This is a genomic window from Algoriphagus sp., from assembly GCF_024305035.1.
Classification (GTDB): Bacteria; Bacteroidota; Bacteroidia; order Cytophagales; family Cyclobacteriaceae; genus Algoriphagus.
In genome coordinates, this window is the sequence record NZ_JAMWZB010000012.1 from 92,152 (window position 1) to 112,379 (window position 20,228).

Below are 20,228 nucleotides of genomic sequence, written 5' to 3' on the forward strand. Positions count from 1 at the left end.
GTGGCCCGAAAAATTAGGTTTAAAAAGCTTTAGGGAAAAGGTTTTCATTTTAATCAAATTTGATGTCTTTAACATACAATTGCAAACTGCTTTTATCTCTAAAAAAGTTTTCCCGCATTTCAGCAACAATATCGAAGCGCATTCTACCTCTTAACATATTTACTGTGGTCAAATCCGGGTCTTTTGTACGGTCAGCCATCCCAAATGCTAAGCAAACTGGCGTGGTGACTTGACCGTCCTGTACGATTTTAAAGCGAAGATGTTTTTCTTTCAACACGGCCACATCCTCGGCATACACATTGGAGATTCTAAAAACAGGTTCAGGATTTCCCGGACCAAATGGAGCCATCTGTTTTAGAATATTATAAAATTTGTAGTTGATTTGATCCAAAAGCAATTCGTCATCGATTTCAATCACAGGCTTGCGATGAATCTCTTCAATTCTGCTTTTGACCACTGATTCAAATTTAGCTTGAAATGCCGGAACCCGGTCTACAGGAAGCGTCAAACCTGCCGCATACTTATGTCCACCAAACTGATCCAAGAGGTCACTGCACTCAGCAATGGCCTCATAAATATTGAAATCAACCACCGAGCGGGCACTTCCGGTAGCCTTAGCATTAGACTCGGTGAGAATGATAGTCGGCCGATAGTATTTTTCGATACATCGGCTGGCTACGATCCCGATGACCCCTTTGTGCCAATCCTCCTTGAAAAGAACAGTACTGCTCCATTCTTGGTCTGATTCCCGAGCAGCGATCATTTCAAAGGCTTCTTTAGTGATATTTTCATCAAAATTTCGACGAGTGGCATTGACTTCATCGACAACTTTAGCCCGCTCCATGGCCGACTCTAAGTCTGCTGAGATCAAAAGTTCCACCGAGGCTTTGGCATGTTCGAGTCTGCCTGAGGCATTGATCCGGGGACCTATTTTAAATACAATATCAGAGATGCCAATTTCTTTTTCGATTTTACTTCGCAGAATCAAGGCTTTAAAACCTGGGCGGGGCGTATTGTTAATTCGATCCAAACCGTAATAGGCTAGAATTCTGTTTTCTCCCGTGATCGGTACGATGTCTGCGGCTATACTGACCACCAGCAAATCCAAATAGCTGTATAAAACAGACTCATCCATTCCCCGATGCTTAGCAAAAGCTTGAATCAATTTAAATCCTACGCCGCAACCGCTGAGCTCCTTGTAGGGATAGGCACAATCACTGCGCTTGGCATCCAAAACTGCCACCGCATTTGGTAATTGCTCTCCAGGAGTATGATGATCACAAATGATAAAATCCACTCCCAGCCTTTTGGCCAAATCTACTTTGTCTATGGCTTTGATGCCGCAGTCTAAGGCAATGACTAAAGCAAAACCTTGTTCTGCAGCGTAGTGAACACCCCGTTCGGAAATACCATAGCCCTCCTTATAGCGATCGGGAATATAAAACTCCAAGTGGGGGTAGAAGCCAATCAAAAAACTATAAACCAATGCTACGGCCGTAGTTCCATCCACATCATAATCCCCATAAATCAAGATTTTTTGATTTTGAGTCATCGCTTCTTCGATTCGATCTACGGCGACACGCATATCCTGCATTAAAAAGGGATCGTGAAGCTGACTTAAGCTGGGGCGGAAATAGTCTTTGGCTTGTTCGAAATTCTCAACCCCGCGATTGATCAACATATTCGCCAAGGTGGGATTGACATTGATTTCTTTTCCCAGTTTTTCGACGATTGCTTGTGTTGCTTTGGGTTTTTGTTTCCAGACGTACTCCATGTGGCTAAATTACGAAAGTATTTGGGATGAAGTCTTGACCGATTATGCCCAAAAAGGAGGAATTACTAAAATTAACTACGCAATCGTGCTGATGGCTTTGTGCTCATTGACTTAGCTTCTTGTACTCAAACCAATAATATGCAGGAAATATAAGAGCCTTTAATTTCCAGTCATTTTTTTGGCGGAGCGAAAGAGTGGAATTCTCATGAACTTTTCGGTACATTTTTCCTGCTAGGAGCGTATGTCCGATTAGCATCAAAAAAAGAACTGCATAAATGCTCAATTCCTGCATGATTAGCCTTTTTTCATAACCAAAGCCGCCCAATTTTCCTTGCTTTCCTGAGAAAGAAGGTGTAAATCCAAAGGCTTGCAGTGATCCACCAAATCCTGAATATCTTCGGTATAAAAGCCGCTAAGGAGTAAATAGCCCTCGTTCTTCAGCAAACTTGCATAAATATCCAATTCGTCAAGCAAAACATTTTTGTTGATATTGGCTAAAATAATATCAAAAGGTCCTATTGGCTGAACCGAACGGATGGTCCCCAATCCCATTTGGATAGGCAGGCTATTCAAGACAAAGTTTTCATTCCCATTGTCCACACACCAATCGTCGATATCAAAAGCCTGAATTTCATCAGCACCTAGTAAATGAGCCATGATCGCTAGGATTCCCGTTCCGGAGCCTACGTCTAGTACACGCTTGCCCCGATGATCAATTCTGCCTTGGAGTCTCAGCATTTGAAAAGTCGTCGCATGATGCCCTGTGCCAAAGGACATCTTTGGATTGATGATAATCTCATGCTGGAACCCACTTTGCGAAGGATGAAAAGAAGCTCGGACATAGACCAAATCATCCACGGCAATGGGGTCATAGTTTTTTTCCCATTCTTCATTCCAATTGGTTTTCTGAACGGTATTTTCTTGCAAGCGGATTGCTGCAACTTCTCGATACCGATTCAGGATTTCTTCAAAAACCTGCCGATCAAACTGATCAATTTCGGCATAAGTATCAAAACCTTCTTCTGTCTCCAAAAAAGAATCATAGCCGATCTCAGAAAGCTCGGCTATGAGGATCTCTCGGAATTCCTCCCGACAGGTAATTTTTAATTCCAAGTAATCCATTGGTTGAAATTAATAGGATTTGGCGATGGTGATGAAGTCTCTTGACTTTAAAGATGCCCCGCCAATCAAACCCCCGTCCACATCAGGTTTGGAAAGAAGGTCTGTGGCATTTCCGGCATTCATACTTCCTCCATAAAGAATGGATATTGAGTTTGCCACCTCTTGTCCATATTTGCTCGCGATGTGTTTTCTTAGCGAAAGGTGCATTTGTTGCGCTTCATCGGAAGTTGCAGTTTTCCCGGTACCAATGGCCCAAATTGGCTCATAAGCAATGATCACCTTGGAAATTTCTTCAGCAGTAAGTCCAAAAAGACTATCGGTCAACTGAAACTTGACATTGGATTCATGCGTGCCTGCTTCACGGATTTCCAAGGATTCACCACAGCAAAAAATTGGAGTCAAGCCGTTGGCTAGAGCTTGTTTCAGCTTTTCGGTCAGTATGGCATTATCTTCTTTGAAATATTCTCGACGCTCTGAATGACCTAAAATCACATGGCTTACCCCAAAGGAGGCTAAAATTTTAGCTGATACCTCACCGGTATATGCGCCTGACTCTTTGTCTGAACAGTTTTGAGCACCAAGAAAGACATTGGGGGTATCACCAATTAGTTTTTTTACCGGGTGGAGATGAGGAAAGGGTGGATTGATGACAAGTTGTACGTCAGAAATATTTTCATCTTTAAACATGTTGACGATTTCAGAAGTCAATTTTTGACCTTCGTCGAAAGTCATGTTCATTTTCCAGTTGCCAGCTATGATTTTCTTACGCATTTGCTTTTAAAATTTTGTTAGGTTTGAGAAAACTAAAAGGTATAATTTTCAATAAAATTACGCAAAATGTCCGGTTGGGGAAAAAAATACCCACATGAGCAACAAAAAAAGCCCTGGTCTTTTGAAGAGGCTAAGGAAAAGCTGCAGGCTTTCTGCGCCTATCAAGAGCGTTGTATTTGGGAAGTTCGCCGAAAAATGTACGAGAAAGGAGTCAAGGAAGAAGACAGGGATGAATTGATTGATATTTTAATTGCCGAAAAATTTTTAGACGAAGAGCGCTTTGCCCCAGCCTTTGCCCGAGGTAAGTTTAGGATGAAAAAATGGGGAAAAACTCGGATCCGGCAGGAATTAAAAATGCGGCAAATTCCGGAATCCTTAATCCGAAAAGCGTTAAATGAAATTGATCCGCAGGAATACTTTGATACCTTGGCTAGGGAGACTGAAAAGAAATGGGAGAAAACATCAGAAGCAGATTTGTACAAAAAGCGCTTTAAAGTCATCGGCTACCTGATGCAGCGGGGATTTGAACAGGATTTGGTGCAGGAGGCGATAGCGAGTTTAATTGATTAGATTCCAAAAATTGATTTTTATTATATCGAGCTTGAATTAATTCTAATATTTCATCCGAGTCAGATTCGAGATCATGTGATATTCTCAAGCTGTTTTTAGTCAATAAATTACAAATATTTTTTGTGATTAAATTTCCAGTATTGAGATAAATAATTTTGGGAGGAGTCCCGTAAATTCCATTCAGATCAATAAAATCAGAGTCAAAAGAAACAATGGCAAAGTTGTTTTTCCTTGAATAGTGAAAATCTCCAAGTCAGAAGAGTTTTTTAGTCCACAAACCTCACTTGAGTACTTCCAGAAAATTGCTGGGGAAGGATTTTTAAAATTTTTGGTGAAATATTCTGGTCAAAAAGTAAATTCAGATCGCTGAAATCAACCGACGTTCTTTGTCGGCAGCAAAGGCTAAACAAGCATCAATCATTTCATCTGTTTATAATTGTTTTTTAGCGGTCATATGGAATCTCGCAATTCTAATCCTCCCGGTGTGTGACGAGTATGTCATGCTCGATTTCATCTGTTATTTCCTCAAAATCAGTTTTAATTTCCTCACGACTCATTCCATTTGCATCCAATTTAAAATGTCATAGACCGAAATTCTAGTGCCTTTCAGACAAGGCTTGCCAAATCTTTTTTCAGGTCGATTTCTAGATATTTTTTAAAGTCCATTAATGAAATTATGAAAAACTTTCGGATAAAATCGGAGAGATCTGATCCTTTTTTTGTTTTACTATTCTGAAACAAACCCCATCATAATTTTTGCCGAAAGCAAGGAAAGCGGAATGCCTCCTCCCGGATGGACCGAACCTCCGCAGAAGTAGAGGTTTTTGATATCGGAGGAGTAGTTGGCGTGACGGAGAAAAGCCGCAAAGCGATTATTGGAGCTATTGCCATAAAGGGCACCATTTGAACTGGAAGTCTTGGATTCGATGGTCCGGGGTTCGAGAATTTCCTCTACCTCGATCAAAGGTTCCAGATCGGTTTTCAACACCCGATTGACCTTTTTGATGATATTTTTTCTTGCTTCTGCAATTAGCTGATCCCAATCTTGTCCCTGATTATTGGGCACATTGATCATCGTAAACCAATTCATACAGCCCTCAGGCGCATCATCGGGCTTTTGCGTAGAAGTAATGTTGATATAGACCGTAGGATCTTCGTAGATGCTCCCTTTCTTAAAAATATGCTCAAATTCTGTTTTGTAATCTTCAGAAAAGAGAATGTTATGAAGCCCTAGCTCCTTGAATTCCTTTTTTACTCCCCAATAGAAAATCAACGCCGAGCTGGATTTCGGTTGCTCCAGCAGCTTTTTAGGTTGCTTTTGCTTACGCAAAATCGTTTTGTAGGCATTGACCATGTCCATGTTATTCACCACTACGTCAGCGGGAAAAGTTTTTTCCTGGACTTTGATTCCGATGGCTTTCCCTTTTTCCACCACGATTTCATCTACCTTAGCATTAAAGTGAAATTTGGCTCCAAGGTCCAAGCCAAGTTTGTATAAACTCTGGGTGATATCGTGCATGCCTTTTTTGGGAAAATAGGCTCCGATATTAAATTCTAGGTGGGGAATGATATTGAGCGTGGCCGGAGTCTGATAGGGGTCAGAGCCATTGTAGGTGGCATATCGATTGAAAAGCTGCACAAGCTTTGGATTGGAAAAACGCTTCGCATTTGCCTCGTGCATAGTGGAGAAAATGCCCAATTTCCCCATTTTCAGGTAAGACTTCATCGCTTGGGTATTGGTCCAAGTGCTGACTTGATGGAGGGAGCGATGCATAAATAGCGGCGCTAGATGATCATAAATATATGCGGAGCTCTTCAAGGCTTCTCTGACATGTTGAGCAGGTTCGCCGAGTTTGGTTTCTACTTCTTCTGCAAATCGATTGATATCTGCCCAGGCTTTGATCTGCTTGCCATCTTCCCAAAAATAATGACAGGCCACTTCCAGTTTTTCGTAATCAAAGTGCGCTTTCGGGTTTTTGCCTACTAGACGAAAAAGCTCTTCTACTTGCTCAGGTAGGGTAAAAAGAGAGGGCCCAGCATCGAATCGGTAGCCCTTAATTTCAATTTCGGAAAGCTTTCCGCCCGGGTAGGAATTGGCTTCGAAGACTTCCACAGAAAACCCCGCATGGGCTAAGCGGATGGATGAAGCTATTCCTGCTATTCCTGATCCAATGACTAGTGCTTTTTTTGGCATAGACAAAAATAACAGAAATCCGCTTTCGAAGGTTTCGGATACTAGTTAAGTAATTTTATTCTAAAATTCCGTAAAATACATTTTTTAACACATAAAATACTTTTATATTTATGTAAACCAAATCAAATAACATGAAAACTATTTTTACCCGAAGCTTTTTGGGATTAGTGATCTCAGGGCTTTTATTCAGCGCATGTAGCCAAATGGCTAGCTATGAAAATGAAGATTTGCAATTGGAACAAGCCAAAGTCGATAAAGATGGCGGGTTTGTATTGACGCCTTTGGGTGGTGGTAATGAGAATGCTAGTCTTTCAACTTGTGGAGAGTGCGTGGCAGAACCTGCAATTCAAGATTTTAAGACCACAATAAATAACAACGACAATTATGCTGATGTAGAAGTGTGGAATGATATGGAAAATTGGTATATCAAGGTTACAGCAAATGAATCCAATACAATGGAGGAAATTCAATTATCTTATCCTTTTTCCTCGTCTTTGAATGGACCAAATCAAAATTGCAATTACGTGGTAGATTACAACATTTCCTTCGATAATAATGGCGTACCTTTTACAACTCATACTTTTGAATTTCCACTTGGTACATTCGAGGAAGATTGGAATAAGTGTGATTTGGAATCTTTTGCGCTAAGAGTTGCAGGAATTTCCGGTCAACCAGTATTTCTCCAGGGTCCAGATGACACAGTTAACGGTACTTATCAGCAAGGACAGAATACCGAAACATTTTCTTGCGAAGAAGTCCCTACTCCTGTTAGTTACGCATTGCATGAAATTTGTTCTGAGTGTGACGAAGCTTTATTTAGTTACCAAACTGAGGATAATCAAAATATCACTTTCAGTTATAATCACGGAGAAGAGGTTGAAAGTCTAACTATAGCCTTTACATTCCCTCAAGTGTTGGATTTGGAGCTTAATGAAAACGGTGAATACGTTGCCCCTGATGGCAAAGTGTACGGCGTAAATAACCCAACCAACCAGACTGTATTTACTTGGACAGGAGCTGTAAGCTGCAAAGCAACTGAGTCAGAAACTTTTGAATTCTCCATGATTGCTGATTGCAGTGCTCCGCAATCAAATGATGGCAAAGCAAATATTTGGACTGATGCCAAAATTATCGGAATTAATGGAGAGGCATTAGTAGATGATCCCGAAACCTTAGAAATTGATGAAAGTGAAATCGACCTAAAGGAGGACCTTTCCAATATTGTTTTCGAAGGTTGTCCAGTTAACTGAATAAGATCGGAATAATTCCAAAAAACTCCCTCTTCCTCACCGAAGGGGGATTTTTTTGCTTAGGCTCCTTAGAATTTGCAACCCGAAAGAAAACTAAGGCTTTTGAAATTGAAGATTGATCAAATCCCGAACAGTACCGAATTCCTTTTCTTGATCCAATTCTATTATTTTTAGGCATCCAACCTATTCTACTATGAAATCAAGCCTGTTCTCCGTATTCATAATCTTCTCACTGGCCTGCTCCCCGAAAACGGAAATCCAGAATCCTCCTTCTCAACTCTCCGGAAACCCTATTTTCGAAGGCTGGTATGCTGATCCGGAGGGAGTGGTTTTTGGGGATGAATACTGGATTTACCCTACTTTTTCGGCCCGATATGAAGATCAGCTCCATTTTGATGCTTTTTCGTCTAAAGACCTCGTGACTTGGGAAAAACATGAACGGATTCTCGATACTGCAGCCATCAAATGGGCCCGACAAGCGATGTGGGCACCCGCGGCTATTGAAAAGGATGGAAAATACTTTCTCTTTTTCTCTGCCAATGATATTCAAACCCCCGAACGTCCTGGTTATGATCCCAATAATGACATCAATCACTTTGGAGGAATCGGAATTGCCGTTGCGGACAATCCTGGGGGGCCATTTCAAGATTACCTGGGCGAGCCACTGCTATCGGATTTTTACCATGGCGCACAGCCGATTGATCAGTTTGTATTCAAAGATGTGGACGGAACCCATTATTTCTTTTATGGAGGCTGGGGACATTGCAATTTGGGAAAACTCAATGCGGATTTTACCGGGTTTGAGCCTTGGGAAGATGGTGAGCTTTTTCATGAAATTACCCCAGAAGGATATGTAGAAGGTCCTTTTATGTTTTTAAGAAAAGGGATCTACTATTTGATGTGGTCCGAAGGCGGCTGGACCAATGAGAGCTACAAAGTGGCCTATGCAATGGCTGATAAACCGACTGGACCTTTTGAGCGGATCGGAACGATCTTGGAAAAGGACAGCATCGCAACTGGAGCCGGCCATAATTCCGCCATTCAGAAGCCCGATTCGGATGATTGGTATATGATCTATCATCGCCGACCCATTCCCAATGAAGACCGGGATCATCGGGTGACGTGCATTGATGTGATGGAATTCAACCAAGATGGGACGATCAAGCCCATCCAAATGACTTTTGAGGGTGTCGCTGCTAATCCGATCGACTGAAAATCTGAAGGCTAAAGTTTGGTTCTTCGGAATTTATAATTCTTAGGTTTTATCGTAGGATTTCCAATCTGAAAATACCTGAGCCATATCAACAAAAAAGCCCTGAGAAATTAAATCTCAAGGCTTTTTTCATCGGTTATCAAATCCGCATTATATCTTCTCAAAAATTCGTCTAAAACTCGTTGCTTCCGCAATTCGGCCATGTAAATCGGCAATAGCCACACGCTCCTGCTCAGTGGTATCCCGATGACGAATGGTGACGGTATTGTCTTCCAAAGTCTGATGATCCACCGCGATACAGAATGGCGTACCAATCAAATCTTGTCTGGCATAACGTTTTCCGATAGAGGCGGCATCTTCATAGATAATGTTGAAATCGTACTTGAGCAGGTCCACGATTTCCTTGGCCTTTTCAGGTAGTCCGTCCTTTTTGGTCAAAGGCAAAATCGCAGCCTTTACCGGTGCAATGGCCGGGTGGAATTTCAAATACGTTCTGCTTTTCTCCTCTGCTTTTTCTTCCGTGTAGGCATTGCAAAGCGTCAACAAAAACAGGCGGTCTGCTCCGATCGAAGTTTCGATAACATAAGGAATGTAATTTTGATTGACCTCAGGATCGAAGTATTGCTGTTTCTTTTTAGAAAATTCCTGATGGGATTTCAGATCAAAGTCTGTTCTAGAGTGAATTCCTTCGACTTCTTTGAAACCAAATGGGAATTCATATTCAATATCCATGGCCGCATTGGCATAGTGCGCCAACTTTTCATGGTCATGTTTTCTTAGTTTTTCCGCTGGCGTACCCAAAGCCAAATGCCAGTTCATTCGGGTTTCTGACCACTGCTTATACCAATCGAGTTCGGTACCGGGACGCACGAAAAACTGCATCTCCATTTGCTCAAATTCCCGCATACGGAAGATAAACTGACGGGCTACGATTTCATTCCGAAAGGCTTTTCCGATTTGGGCAATGCCAAAAGGAACCTTCATCCGGGCTGTCTTCTGCACATTCAGAAAATTCACAAAAATCCCCTGCGCAGTTTCTGGGCGCAGGTAAATGGTAGAGGCATCTTCGGCCACCGAACCTACTTGTGTAGAAAACATCAGGTTGAACTGACGCACATCGGTCCAGTTGGGGGTGCCGCTGATAGGACAGGTAATCCCTGTATTGACAATCAAATCTCGAACTCCCGCCAAATCTTCAGCCTCTAGCAATCTCGCCAGAGCTGCAGTGAGTTGCTTGGCTTCTTCTGCTTTCCCCTCTTTTTCCAACTTGGCAGCATGTTCTTCAACCAGCACGTCGGCACGGTAACGCTTCTTGCTGTCCTTATTGTCGATCATAGGGTCATTGAAGGAATCCACATGACCAGATGCCTTCCAGGTGGTCGGATGCATAAAAATAGCCGCATCAATTCCCACAATGTTTTCGTGAACGCGCGTCATGGTTTCCCACCACAGTCGCTTGAGGTTATTTTTCAGTTCGACCCCATAAGCTCCGTAGTCGTAAACTGCCTGCAGTCCGTCGTAGATTTCTGAACTGGGGTACACAAAGCCATACTCTTTGGCATGGGAAATAATATCTTTTAGTTGGGCGTTTTCCGCCGGTGTTGCTGTCTTTGCCATAGGATGCAAAATTAAGGAAACAAATTGATTTGGGGGAGGATGGGAGGGAAATTGATGGACCAAGTTTAAGGTGGGACAAAATGAAAAACCCAAATCTTTCGACTTGGGCTTTTTTCAAACTTTTGATAGTAGACTTCTTCCCTTATTTCTTACTCTCTGCCACTGCATGATGCGCTGCTCTTGCTGCAAAGGCCATATAGGTCAGTGAAGGGTTTTGAGTCGAAGTAGAAGTCATGGATGCGCCGTCAGTCACATAGACATTAGGTACGGCATGCAATTGATGGTTGGCATTGAGCAGGGAAGTTTTGGGGTCCTTGCCCATTCGTACTCCGCCCATCTCATGAATATCCAAACCAGGAGCCTGCTTGCTGTCACTGGATCGGATATTGGTAAAGCCAGCCTTGGTAAACATCTCGGTCATCTGCTCGATGTAATCTTTGACCATTTTCTCATCATTGTCATCGTAATCCACAGATATTTTGAGCTGCGGCATTCCCCACTCATCTTTAAGATTGGGATCAAGGGCGACATAGTTGCTTTCTTTTGGAATCGTCTCTCCCATCATATGCGATCCCACATACCATGGGCCGTATTGGTCTGGGTTAAGCAAATTGTTTTTCAGTTCCAATCCGACGCCTTCTGTATTCGCTCGAGCACCTCTTCCTGCTGAAAAACCAGCAGCATAGCCTCGGAGGAAGTCCGTCTCTTGCTTGTACACGTTTCGGAATCTGGGGAAATACCCGCTGGTCGGACGCCCTCCGGCAGTAGTGTATTCATCAAAGCCCTCGTACTCTCCAGAAACACGTGCTCGGTAATTGTGAAAGGCCACATATTTTCCCAATAGGCCGTTGTCATTGCCAAGCCCATTGGGGAATCGGTTGGAGGTAGAGTTCAGTAAAATGGCATTGGTATTCAACGCTGCTGCGTTTACAAAGATCACATCGGCAAAAAATTCCTCCATTTCTTTAGTCAAGCGGTCGATGATTCGTACGCCAGTAGCCTTTCCCTTTTCCTCATCATAGATGATGGAATGCACGACCGCATCCGGTCTGAGTGTGAGATTTCCGGTCTTCAAAGCCCAAGGAATAGTCGATGAATTGGAAGAAAAATATCCTCCAAAAGGACAACCCCGCTGACAAAGGTTTCGATTTTGACATTGAGCCCGGCCTTGCTGCGCAAAAAAGTCCAAATTTCCGTTGATGTGAGCGCAACGGGCTGAAATCATGTGCCGCTCTCCACCGTAATTCTTTTTCAGCTGTTCGGCAAAGTATTTTTCGACCACATTCAATTCATATCCGGGCAAAAATTCCCCATCAGGAAGTGTCGCCAAACCATCCCTATTTCCGGAAACTCCGGCAAATTTTTCTACATGGCTATACCATTTTTCCAGATCCTTGTAGCGAATCGGCCAATCCACTGCAAAGCCATCGCGAGCGGGCCCTTCAAAGTCAAAGTCGGACCAGCGCTGCACCTGTCTGGCCCAAAGTAGGGATTTTCCTCCCACTTGATAGCCTCGAATCCAATCAAATGGCTTTTCCTGCACATAAGGATGCTCTTTGTCTTTTACAAAAAAGTGCATGGCATCCTCTCGGAATGCATAGCACTTGCTTATGACCGGGTTTTCATTTTTGATATCCTCAGGAACTTGTCCTCGGTGCTCAAATTCGTAGGGAAGCTTATTGGTCGTCGGATAATCTTTGATATGCTCCACGTTTCGACCGCGCTCGAGCATCAGGGTTTTAACCCCAAGGTCGCAAAATTCCTTAGCGGCCCAAGCCCCACTGATACCTGAACCAATGACGATGGCTTGATAAGTTCGTTCTTTTTTGCTTCTGAGATTCAGATTAGCCATTGATTCGTGGTTTTTGGATGTCTGCAATTAATACTTTCCCTTGGTAAGCTCCGGGAATGAGTGAGTAGGGAATTACTTCAGTTTGGATGTATTCGGAAGCCATATAGCCTTGAATGGTGAGTCGTTTGGTTGTGGAAAGGAAAAAATTTACATCGTTCAATTTTTGGTCTTCCGGAGCATTTTCACCCTCCAGGTGTAGTCCTTCCAGGACTTTTTCTTCTCTTTCTTTGGTGGAAAGCTTTGAGAAATTCTTACCTGCAAAACTCGGAAATGCGCGTAATCCATTCATAAATCGAGCTTGAGTAGACTCCTCCATGCAGTCATTGACCATGACGAGAATAAAATCAGGAACAGCAATTTCTAAAGCGCCTCTGATTTCTCCAGAGGGAATGATGGTATCAGAGATGATGCCCAAGAGTTCCTTTTCAGAGGTGGTGACCTTTAATTTTTCGTAAGCGGTTAGGATATCATCCGAGCTGAAATCGCAAGAGGGAATCAGGGCGAGCCCACCCGATATCAGGGCGATATGCCGCAATGCGTGTCTTCTATTCATGGCTTATTGGGTTTTAAAGCAATTGACTCAAAAAGTAGGGATTTTTCAATCAAAATCCCAGCTCAACAAGCCAATCGGAAAGAATCCATTTTAATCGGTTTAGATCAATTTGATTTTGGCCAGCCCTTTTCAATTACTTGGTCAAAATCCCTAGTTCGGCAGCCGTCGCAGCATTTCCATCTGCGGTTTGTAGGGCTTTTAATTTGATATATTTAGCTTCTTTGGCTTGAAAGCGAACAACTTGTTCAATCGGACTATTGACCACATTGGAAAATTCTCCTTCGGAGACCGGCACCCAATTTCTTCCGTCTTGACTGATCTCGAATAAATAGCGGGTGATATGGCCACTCGGATATCGAGACTGCATCGGAAAATAAGTGAATCCTGTCAGCTTAATTTTTTCGCCTAAATCCACGGATATTTCATTGTTTTGAGCTGTGAAATAGGAAGTTGGATTTTCATCTATAGCCTGTTCTGCTTCACTAATCCATTTTGTTTTTGCCTGTTCTAATATCTTTTGTAACACCTCACTTTGGTTTCCGTTTCTTACATCTTTGGAAACCACCTTTAGCATGCTGGCTTGATTGACCATAAAGGGTTTGGAGTAAGGCTGGGATGGCTCCCGATGGTCTAAGCTGTACCAGATCTCAATACCCTCATCCGGAGGAGTTAACGTTACGTTGCCTGATTTTTCCCGGGAAATTGCTGGAGGCAAAAGTAATTTTGGAGCGTTGAAAACGCCAATCTCAGCGATCACCGGAATTGCTTTTCCTTCTTCAAACACAATCCTGATTTTTTGTGCTGTCTGATCGGCAAACCGCAAGATCCGCTTATAGCCTATGGTGGTCCCCGCTGTGATTTTTTCCCAACTTCCATTGACTTCCTTTTCCAAAGAAAATGCCTTCACCCGCTGACCCAAAGGCGTATATTCCTGTAAAAGCAGGCGATTGAAGCGTATCTCTTGTCCGAAATCGACTTCCAAAAAAGCCTCATCTTCTCCATCCGGTACTGTCCAATAGGTTTGGTAATTTCCATCTGCTGCCAAATCCGCTTCATATCCGGTTCCGCGTTCGGTATTTGCAGAAATCCGAGCGCTTTTGACCAAATTATCGGCAAAATCTTCCCGGATTTTATCAGCCATTTTCAGGATGGCTTTTTCATCATTTTCATGGATCAGCCCTCGGGTATCTACCGGAAAATTGATCAGAAGGGAAGAATTTCTCCCGATGCTTTTGTAGTAGATTTCCATCAGCTCGGGAAGGCTTTTCACCTTGTGATCTTCATAGCGATGATAATACCAGCCTGGACGAATACTCACATCGGATTCTGCCGGCACCCAATGCGTTCCATTCTCCTGTCCGGTGGCCCATTCACTCGCATACTCAGGCATTCCCGCATAGATGGAATCCCGCATGAGATTGGACCAAGTGGTTTCATAGGCAAAGCCATGCTCGTTGCCTACCCAGCGCACATCCGGACCTGCATCTGAAAAGAGCATGGCGTGGGGTTGCAGCTCTCTGACCAAAGCATGGGTGTTTTCCCAATCGTAATAGGTCAACTTATCCACTTTACGTTCTTCATTGGCCCCACCGTACCAGCCATCACCTCCATTGGCCCCATCAAACCAAACCTCGAATATTTCCCCGTAATTGCTCAGCAATTCAGTCAACTGATTCCGCATGTAAGTGATGTATTCCGGCTTACCGTAGTCGGGATGATTCCGGTCCCAAGGGGAGTAATAAATTCCTACTTTCAACCCATATTCTCGGCAGGCATCCACAAATTCCTGAATCAAATCCCCTTTTCCATCCCTCCAAGGACTGTTTTTAACCGAGTGTTCGGTATACTCTGAGGGCCATAGCACAAAACCGTCATGATGCTTGGCAGTGATGATTAAGCCCTTCATTCCAGCTTCTTTTGCAATTCTTGCCCATTGTCTCGCATCGAGTGCGCTGGGGTTAAATTGCTCAGGTTTTTCATCTCCAAACCCCCATTCCCTGTCTGAAAAGGTGTTCATGTTAAAGTGGACAAAGCCGTAAAACTCCAGTTCCTGCCAAGCAATCTGCCGCTCGTGCGGAATAGGAAAAACCGGTTCGGGCGGGGCAGCTTTTTCTTGACAAAAAGTAAAAAGAAATAAAAGTGAAACAGGAATAAGCTTTTTCATAGTGCGGTTTTGAAGCTGCATTCTATGAAAAATGAATGGTTTTGAAAAGGAAAAAATGACCGAGCTCAGGGATAATATTTCCCACCAATCAAAGAGTTCAAAACAAAACAGGAGAAAGCATGTATTTTCGGGGTATGAAAAAATTATTACTGCTTTTAGCTCTTTTGCCTAGCCTAGAAATCTTTGCTCAAAGCAAAATTCTTATTCAGGATGGAATCAGCTTTAAACCCCTTTCGGAAGTAGTAGTCCGAGTCGATGATCGGGAGTATTTTTCTGACCAAAATGGTTTGGCTACGATACCCGATGAGGGTATTTTCAAAGCTCTATTTTTTAAGGAGGGCTATGCTTCTATAGAACAAGAAATCCGGTCAAGCAAAACTGAGATTTATCTTTTTCCGCTGAGTGTTTCGCTCTCTGGGGTGACGGTCAGTGCCTTCGAAACGGATCGACCGCTTCTTCAGCAATCGGCCTCCATTAGTTTGATCGGAGAGCAGGATTTTAACCGGTTTAATGAAACTTCCATCGTCAACTCTTTCAATACCAAACCGGGCATACGAATCGAAGAGCGTGCTCCGGCAAGCTACCGGGTTTCTATCCGTGGGAGTTCACTTCGGGCGCCTTTTGGAGTCAGAAATGTCAAAGTGTATTGGAATGAAGTGCCCCTTACCGCCCCGGATGGTACCACAGCCTTAAATCTTTTGGACTTAAGCAATATACGAACAGCAGAAGTCATCAAAGGCCCATCGGGAAGTATTTATGGAGCTGGAAACGGAGGCGTGATCAATCTTAAAAATTCAGCTAATCCCGGCGTAGGAACTGCTAGCTCTGAGTTTGCTTCGGGATCCTTTGGACTCAGTCGGGGCAGACTAGCGATCTCTCAGCCTATCGGAAAGGGAGGAATTGAAGCGGCTTTGGTGACCCAAGAAAGTGATGGCTACCGGGAACATTCAGCGATGAAGCGAAGGGTGTTTCAGTTGGGAGGATTCTTCCCTGTGAACCAAAAGCAGGAAGTCCGCACGCAACTTTTGGTTTCTGACTTGGATTATCAGATACCCGGTGCGCTTAATTCGGAGCAATTAGCAGAAGATCCCACGCAAGCCCGGCCGGGTTCGGTCAATCAGAACAGTTCCATTTCTCAGCAGTCTATTTTGGTCACCTTTGGGCATTTATATCAGATTTCAGACAAAATTGAAAACAATACGACACTGTATCTGAATACCAATGACTTTGAAAATCCCTTTATTCTGGATTATAAAAAGGAATTGGGCTTCGGCTATGGGGGAAGATCCCGCTTCACCTTTGATTGGAATTTGGCCGGAAGGCCTTTTCGCCTGATTGCGGGAGGAGAATATCAGCAAAGCCTGACCGATGCGCAGAATTTTGGTAATCGAGATGGAGTGGCGGATACGGTTCGATTTGCCGATAAATTAAAAGCCACTCAAGGCTTTTTGTTTCAGCAAGCTGAATGGGAGATTTCGAATCAGTTTTTGCTAACGCTCGGGTTAAGCCAAAACTTTTCTTCCTTTGAAATCGACCGACAAATCGACGCCAGCGGCGGGGCCACGGGAGTTCAAACACGAAGATTTGATCCGCTGTTGATTCCAAGACTTGCGGTCAATTACAGTTTGAATGAGTTTTCAGCATTGCGCGCTTCGGTGAGTAGTGGCTTTTCTCCGCCGACAATTGACGAAGTCAGAACCAACGAGGGGAGCTTGAATCTGGACTTGGAAGCTGAGCGAGGGACCAATTATGAACTAGGATACCGACTGGGTAAAAATCGGCTTAACTTGGATTTGACGGCATTTTATTTCCGGCTAAACGAAACGATCACCACCTTCACCAATGAGCAGGGTGTGGTGCTTTTCCGCAATGCAGGTTCCACGGATCAGAAGGGGATCGAGGCATCGGTGGATTATTCTATTATCCAAAACTCAACGGGTTTCGTGCGAAATCTGAAAATGGGTTCGGCCTTTACCGGACATTATTTTACATTCAAAAATTATCGGCAACAGGAAAATGACTTCTCAGGAAATGACCTGACAGGCGTCGCGCCAAATACGCTGGTGAACACGCTGGATGCCCGATTTTCCGGGTCTACTTACCTCAATTTTACCCATCAATTTACGGACGAAATCCCTCTCAATGATGCCAATACGGTCTATCAGGACGCCTATAATTTGATTGGGATTCGGCTGGGATTTATTGAGCAGGTCGGAAGAAGGACAGATTTAGAAATCTATTCTGGCGTGGATAATTTGCTGAATGAAAGTTATTCTTTAGGAAACGATCTTAATCCATTTGGAGGCCGATATTATCAGCCTGCACCAACCCGCAACTTCTATTTTGGGATGAAGGTAAATCTCCGTTATTGAGTGAAAACCAGAAGCCCTTCCTCAGTTAGTTGAGTTTGAAAAACCTTCAAATCTCCACAAAACCCCATTTTGAGCATTCCTGTTTTCAGGTCAAATCGGTATTGATGTAGGGGACAGATAATTTCGCCTTGGCCATTGATATGAGCTTGGATGAGCGAGGCTCCTCGATGTGGACAGCTGCTTTGGAAGGCAAAAAAAGTATTTCCAATTCTCAAAACACCGATTTCTTCCTCATCCAATAGCAGACGTTGGATTACCCGATCGGGAAACAACTCCTGGACCGATTCCAGGGAATTACCAAATAAGAATTGCTTCATGGTGCAGAGGGGTTCAATCCGATCAAAACATGACCATTCGAAAGAAAAGACTGGCAAAGCCAAAATTGTTTTGGTAATTTTCTGAAAACAGTCATTACTCCCATGAAAAAATATCTCTTTATTCCACTTTCTCTGCTTCTCTGCTGGGCAAACGCCCAGTCTCTGGAGGGTGCTTGGAAACTTACTCATCAAAACGGAGAAGAAGTTACCGATGCCGAGTACATCAAAATCTATCAAGATGATTACTTTGCCTTTGGTGCCAAACAAGTCTCCGATAATCACTTTCTGGGTGCTGGTGGAGGTCCATTTAGCTATTCGGATGGCAATTATTCGGAAACGCTTGACTTCTACACCAAGAACCCGGAATGGGTGGGGAATACCAACGAATTCAATTTGGACTGGGCTTCAGAAGACAAGATCGTCATATCTACCCGAGCCAATGGAAGCTCTATGATTGAAATCTGGGAACGAATTTCTTCCAATACGGATGAACTCACCCGCAACTGGGTCATCACCGGAAGAAAACGAGGTGAGGAAGTGGCAAGAAGTACACCCGGTGCTCGGCGGACTATCAAAATTTTATCCGGAGGCCGATTCCAATGGGTGGCCTTTAACTCCGAAACCGCAGAATTCTCCGGAACAGGTGGAGGAACCTACACCGCAGAAAACGGTAAATACGTGGAAAACATCACCTTTTTCTCCCGGGATGATTCCCGTGTTGGGGCAAGTTTAAATTTCAACTATGAAGTGATCGATGGAGAATGGCATCACAGCGGGATGAGTTCCACCGGAAATCCCATCTATGAAATCTGGACGCCGTATGCTATTGGATATCCTGGAGCAAGAAAATAATCGAGCTGAATTTCAGTGAAAAAGAGGCTGTCTCAAAAGTAAAACTTGTCACATTGAGCGAAGTCGAAATGTAGCCCAGGGTGCTGGAAACGGCTTTCGATTTCTAGCCTCTCGTCTCTCAAGTGCTCAAGTTGACAAAAAAAACTATTTATGAGACAGCCTAATTTTATTGAAACAGGAATTACTGTAACGGCTGTTCCAATAATTGACTTGGCCGGGAAAAAACTAATATTCAAAAGGATGTAAGTGAGAGTCGATCTTCATTTTGAAAAAATGGACTTTGACTTTCTTTCGGACAGGTAGCTTTACCAATTGATTGATTTGGGTTGCAGGCAAGCTGAGCGGAGTCGAAGCACTACCTCCATAAACTTCGAAACATATCAACTCGATTTGGAGATTTCCAGCTAGGTGCTCAGTATAACCCTGACCAGGCTTAGGGACAACTTCCTATCTTACTTATGCTTCCACCGCATACAGCTCCTTCAGCTTTCCGACAGTATAATCCACCTCCTCAATCGTATTGAATCGGCTGAAGGAAAAACGGACCGAATCCCGCTCGGGCTGATGGTTTAGGGCGCGTAATACATGTGAACCAACTGTCGCTCCCGAGCTGCAAGCGGAACCTCCTGAAGCTGAAATTCCCTCCAAATCCAAATTGAACAACAACATTCCTGCGTTTGCTTCAGATGGAGGAAGACTTACATTCAAAACGGTGTAAAGTGATCGATCCAAATCTTCAGAAAGCCCATTAAATTCCACGCCAGGAATATCAGCTTTCAATTTTTCGATAAAATGCTTTTTCAGGGCTTTCACATGGACCTCATGCGAACTCATATCTTCGTAGGCGATTTCGAGTGCCTTTGCTATTCCGATGATTCCGATCACATTTTCAGTTCCTCCGCGCATATTTCGCTCTTGCGCCCCTCCGTGAATGAAGGGGTGGATTTTTTTGTCTTTTCGAACGTATAGAAATCCTGAGCCTTTGGGACCATGAAATTTATGCCCCCCAGCTACGATGGCGTCCACGGGCAAATTTTTCAAATCATGCACATAATGCCCCATCGTCTGTACGGTATCGGAATGAAAAAATGCCCCGTATTCTTTGGCCAAGCTTCCGATTCGATTCAAGTCATTGAGGTTGCCAATTTCATTATTGGCATGCATCAAAGAGATCAAACTATTGGGATTGGCTTTTAGTAAAATTTCCAATTGATCCAAATCGACTTCACCTTTGTCATTCACATCCAGCATACTCAATTGAATGTGGCCTTTTTGCTCACAAACCTCCAAGGTATGCAATACCGCATGATGCTCGATCGGAGAGCTGATGGCATGGTTAATCCCATGCGTCTCAATTCCACAAACCAAAGCCGTATTGTCCGCTTCTGTGCCTCCGGAAGTAAAAAAAATTTCAGATGGAGTCGTATTGAGCAACTCGGCCACTTTTTTACGGGATTTTTCGATCGCAGTACGAACTTCCCTTCCGTGACTGTGCACCGAAGAGGGGTTTCCGTAATGGTTTTTCATAAAAGGCAGCATGGCTTCGATCACTCGATCGTCCATGGCTGTCGTGGCGGCGTTGTCAAAATAAACTTTCATCTTACTGG

The 20,228-nt window shown here is 43.5% G+C and carries 17 protein-coding genes; 5 read left to right on the top strand and 12 right to left on the bottom strand.

Features of this window, described 5'->3' with window-relative positions:
- Positions 1 to 49 precede the first annotated feature (49 nt).
- The 3 genes from recJ to tpiA all read right to left on the bottom strand — a co-directional run bounded on the left by recJ (position 50) and on the right by tpiA (position 3,667).
- Positions 50 to 1,774, bottom strand: coding sequence for a single-stranded-DNA-specific exonuclease RecJ (gene recJ / locus Q0L00_RS08595; protein WP_297336469.1), 1,725 nt, complete (start codon positions 1,772 to 1,774; stop codon positions 50 to 52).
- A gap of 294 nt (positions 1,775 to 2,068) precedes the next feature.
- On the bottom strand, positions 2,069 to 2,896 hold the full coding sequence (gene prmA, locus Q0L00_RS08605; protein ID WP_297336471.1) for a 50S ribosomal protein L11 methyltransferase: 828 nt from the start codon (positions 2,894 to 2,896) through the stop codon (positions 2,069 to 2,071).
- Between the two features lie 9 nt (positions 2,897 to 2,905).
- Positions 2,906 to 3,667: a triose-phosphate isomerase gene (gene tpiA / locus Q0L00_RS08610; protein ID WP_297336472.1), complete on the bottom strand. Its 762-nt coding sequence runs from the start codon at positions 3,665 to 3,667 to the stop codon at positions 2,906 to 2,908.
- A 66-nt stretch (positions 3,668 to 3,733) separates the two neighbouring features.
- On the opposite strand from tpiA, the gene Q0L00_RS08615 reads away from it, so the two are divergent.
- Positions 3,734 to 4,237: a regulatory protein RecX gene (locus Q0L00_RS08615; RefSeq protein WP_297336473.1), complete on the top strand. Its 504-nt coding sequence runs from the start codon at positions 3,734 to 3,736 to the stop codon at positions 4,235 to 4,237.
- Here the strand turns inward: Q0L00_RS08615 and Q0L00_RS08620 are convergent.
- The 3 genes from Q0L00_RS08620 to crtD all read right to left on the bottom strand — a co-directional run bounded on the left by Q0L00_RS08620 (position 4,164) and on the right by crtD (position 6,431).
- Complete coding sequence (locus Q0L00_RS08620) at positions 4,164 to 4,451, bottom strand: DUF5615 family PIN-like protein (protein ID WP_363318531.1); 288 nt, start codon at positions 4,449 to 4,451, stop codon at positions 4,164 to 4,166. The two genes, Q0L00_RS08615 and Q0L00_RS08620, sit on opposite strands and share 74 nt — an antisense overlap.
- A gap of 339 nt (positions 4,452 to 4,790) precedes the next feature.
- On the bottom strand, positions 4,791 to 4,889 hold the full coding sequence (locus tag Q0L00_RS19690) for a DUF433 domain-containing protein (protein WP_363318532.1): 99 nt from the start codon (positions 4,887 to 4,889) through the stop codon (positions 4,791 to 4,793).
- A gap of 75 nt (positions 4,890 to 4,964) precedes the next feature.
- Positions 4,965 to 6,431: a 1-hydroxycarotenoid 3,4-desaturase CrtD gene (gene crtD / locus Q0L00_RS08630; protein ID WP_297336474.1), complete on the bottom strand. Its 1,467-nt coding sequence runs from the start codon at positions 6,429 to 6,431 to the stop codon at positions 4,965 to 4,967.
- Between the two features lie 131 nt (positions 6,432 to 6,562).
- On the opposite strand from crtD, the gene Q0L00_RS08635 reads away from it, so the two are divergent.
- Both Q0L00_RS08635 and Q0L00_RS08640 read left to right on the top strand, forming a co-directional pair.
- On the top strand, positions 6,563 to 7,681 hold the full coding sequence (locus tag Q0L00_RS08635; protein ID WP_297336475.1) for a hypothetical protein: 1,119 nt from the start codon (positions 6,563 to 6,565) through the stop codon (positions 7,679 to 7,681).
- Between the two features lie 193 nt (positions 7,682 to 7,874).
- Complete coding sequence (locus Q0L00_RS08640; protein WP_297336476.1) at positions 7,875 to 8,894, top strand: glycoside hydrolase family 43 protein; 1,020 nt, start codon at positions 7,875 to 7,877, stop codon at positions 8,892 to 8,894.
- 150 nt (positions 8,895 to 9,044) lie between these two features.
- Here the strand turns inward: Q0L00_RS08640 and Q0L00_RS08645 are convergent, their stop codons facing one another.
- The 4 genes from Q0L00_RS08645 to Q0L00_RS08660 all read right to left on the bottom strand — a co-directional run bounded on the left by Q0L00_RS08645 (position 9,045) and on the right by Q0L00_RS08660 (position 15,080).
- Complete coding sequence (locus tag Q0L00_RS08645) at positions 9,045 to 10,511, bottom strand: glycine--tRNA ligase (protein WP_297336477.1); 1,467 nt, start codon at positions 10,509 to 10,511, stop codon at positions 9,045 to 9,047.
- Positions 10,512 to 10,653: 142 nt separating this feature from the next.
- Positions 10,654 to 12,363 (bottom strand): GMC family oxidoreductase, encoded by a 1,710-nt coding sequence (locus Q0L00_RS08650; RefSeq protein WP_297336478.1) that lies wholly within the window; start codon positions 12,361 to 12,363, stop codon positions 10,654 to 10,656.
- The gene (locus Q0L00_RS08655; RefSeq protein ID WP_297336479.1) at positions 12,356 to 12,916 is read right to left on the bottom strand and encodes a gluconate 2-dehydrogenase subunit 3 family protein; all 561 of its coding nucleotides are present in this window, start codon (positions 12,914 to 12,916) and stop codon (positions 12,356 to 12,358) included. Before Q0L00_RS08655 ends, Q0L00_RS08650 begins: the two co-directional genes overlap by 8 nt.
- Positions 12,917 to 13,049: 133 nt before the next feature.
- Entirely contained in the window at positions 13,050 to 15,080 is a 2,031-nt protein-coding gene (locus tag Q0L00_RS08660) for an alpha-L-fucosidase (RefSeq protein WP_297336480.1), read from the bottom strand.
- A 134-nt stretch (positions 15,081 to 15,214) separates the two neighbouring features.
- Between Q0L00_RS08660 and Q0L00_RS08665 the strand changes: the two genes are divergently transcribed.
- Positions 15,215 to 17,452 carry a TonB-dependent receptor gene (locus tag Q0L00_RS08665; RefSeq protein WP_297336481.1) on the top strand — a complete coding sequence of 746 codons (2,238 nt, stop codon included), beginning with the start codon at positions 15,215 to 15,217 and terminating at the stop codon, positions 17,450 to 17,452.
- Here Q0L00_RS08665 and Q0L00_RS08670 read toward each other — a convergent pair.
- On the bottom strand, positions 17,446 to 17,769 hold the full coding sequence (locus Q0L00_RS08670; RefSeq protein WP_297336482.1) for a Rieske 2Fe-2S domain-containing protein: 324 nt from the start codon (positions 17,767 to 17,769) through the stop codon (positions 17,446 to 17,448). The two genes, Q0L00_RS08665 and Q0L00_RS08670, sit on opposite strands and share 7 nt — an antisense overlap.
- A 102-nt stretch (positions 17,770 to 17,871) precedes the next feature.
- Here Q0L00_RS08670 and Q0L00_RS08675 point away from each other — a divergent pair, with 102 nt between their 5' ends.
- Positions 17,872 to 18,621 carry a hypothetical protein gene (locus Q0L00_RS08675; RefSeq protein WP_297336483.1) on the top strand — a complete coding sequence of 250 codons (750 nt, stop codon included), beginning with the start codon at positions 17,872 to 17,874 and terminating at the stop codon, positions 18,619 to 18,621.
- 456 nt (positions 18,622 to 19,077) lie between these two features.
- On the opposite strand, the gene Q0L00_RS08680 is transcribed toward Q0L00_RS08675, so the two are convergent.
- A complete protein-coding gene (locus Q0L00_RS08680) occupies positions 19,078 to 20,220 on the bottom strand; it encodes a cysteine desulfurase family protein (protein WP_297336484.1) in 1,143 nt (380 codons plus the stop codon).
- Positions 20,221 to 20,228: the final 8 nt, after the last annotated feature.

Bases quoted from the DNA above. Each gene is read 5' to 3' on its own strand.
- recJ (WP_297336469.1), bottom strand. From the start codon at position 1,774: ATGGAGTACGTCTGGAAACAAAAACCCAAAGCAACACAAGCAATCGTC.
- prmA (WP_297336471.1), bottom strand. From the start codon at position 2,896: ATGGATTACTTGGAATTAAAAATTACCTGTCGGGAGGAATTCCGAGAG.
- tpiA (WP_297336472.1), bottom strand. From the start codon at position 3,667: ATGCGTAAGAAAATCATAGCTGGCAACTGGAAAATGAACATGACTTTC.
- Q0L00_RS08615 (WP_297336473.1), top strand. From the start codon at position 3,734: ATGTCCGGTTGGGGAAAAAAATACCCACATGAGCAACAAAAAAAGCCC.
- crtD (WP_297336474.1), bottom strand. From the start codon at position 6,431: ATGCCAAAAAAAGCACTAGTCATTGGATCAGGAATAGCAGGAATAGCT.
- Q0L00_RS08635 (WP_297336475.1), top strand. From the start codon at position 6,563: ATGAAAACTATTTTTACCCGAAGCTTTTTGGGATTAGTGATCTCAGGG.
- Q0L00_RS08640 (WP_297336476.1), top strand. From the start codon at position 7,875: ATGAAATCAAGCCTGTTCTCCGTATTCATAATCTTCTCACTGGCCTGC.
- Q0L00_RS08645 (WP_297336477.1), bottom strand. From the start codon at position 10,511: ATGGCAAAGACAGCAACACCGGCGGAAAACGCCCAACTAAAAGATATT.
- Q0L00_RS08650 (WP_297336478.1), bottom strand. From the start codon at position 12,363: ATGGCTAATCTGAATCTCAGAAGCAAAAAAGAACGAACTTATCAAGCC.
- Q0L00_RS08655 (WP_297336479.1), bottom strand. From the start codon at position 12,916: ATGAATAGAAGACACGCATTGCGGCATATCGCCCTGATATCGGGTGGG.
- Q0L00_RS08660 (WP_297336480.1), bottom strand. From the start codon at position 15,080: ATGAAAAAGCTTATTCCTGTTTCACTTTTATTTCTTTTTACTTTTTGT.
- Q0L00_RS08665 (WP_297336481.1), top strand. From the start codon at position 15,215: ATGAAAAAATTATTACTGCTTTTAGCTCTTTTGCCTAGCCTAGAAATC.
- Q0L00_RS08670 (WP_297336482.1), bottom strand. From the start codon at position 17,769: ATGAAGCAATTCTTATTTGGTAATTCCCTGGAATCGGTCCAGGAGTTG.
- Q0L00_RS08675 (WP_297336483.1), top strand. From the start codon at position 17,872: ATGAAAAAATATCTCTTTATTCCACTTTCTCTGCTTCTCTGCTGGGCA.
- Q0L00_RS08680 (WP_297336484.1), bottom strand. From the start codon at position 20,220: ATGAAAGTTTATTTTGACAACGCCGCCACGACAGCCATGGACGATCGA.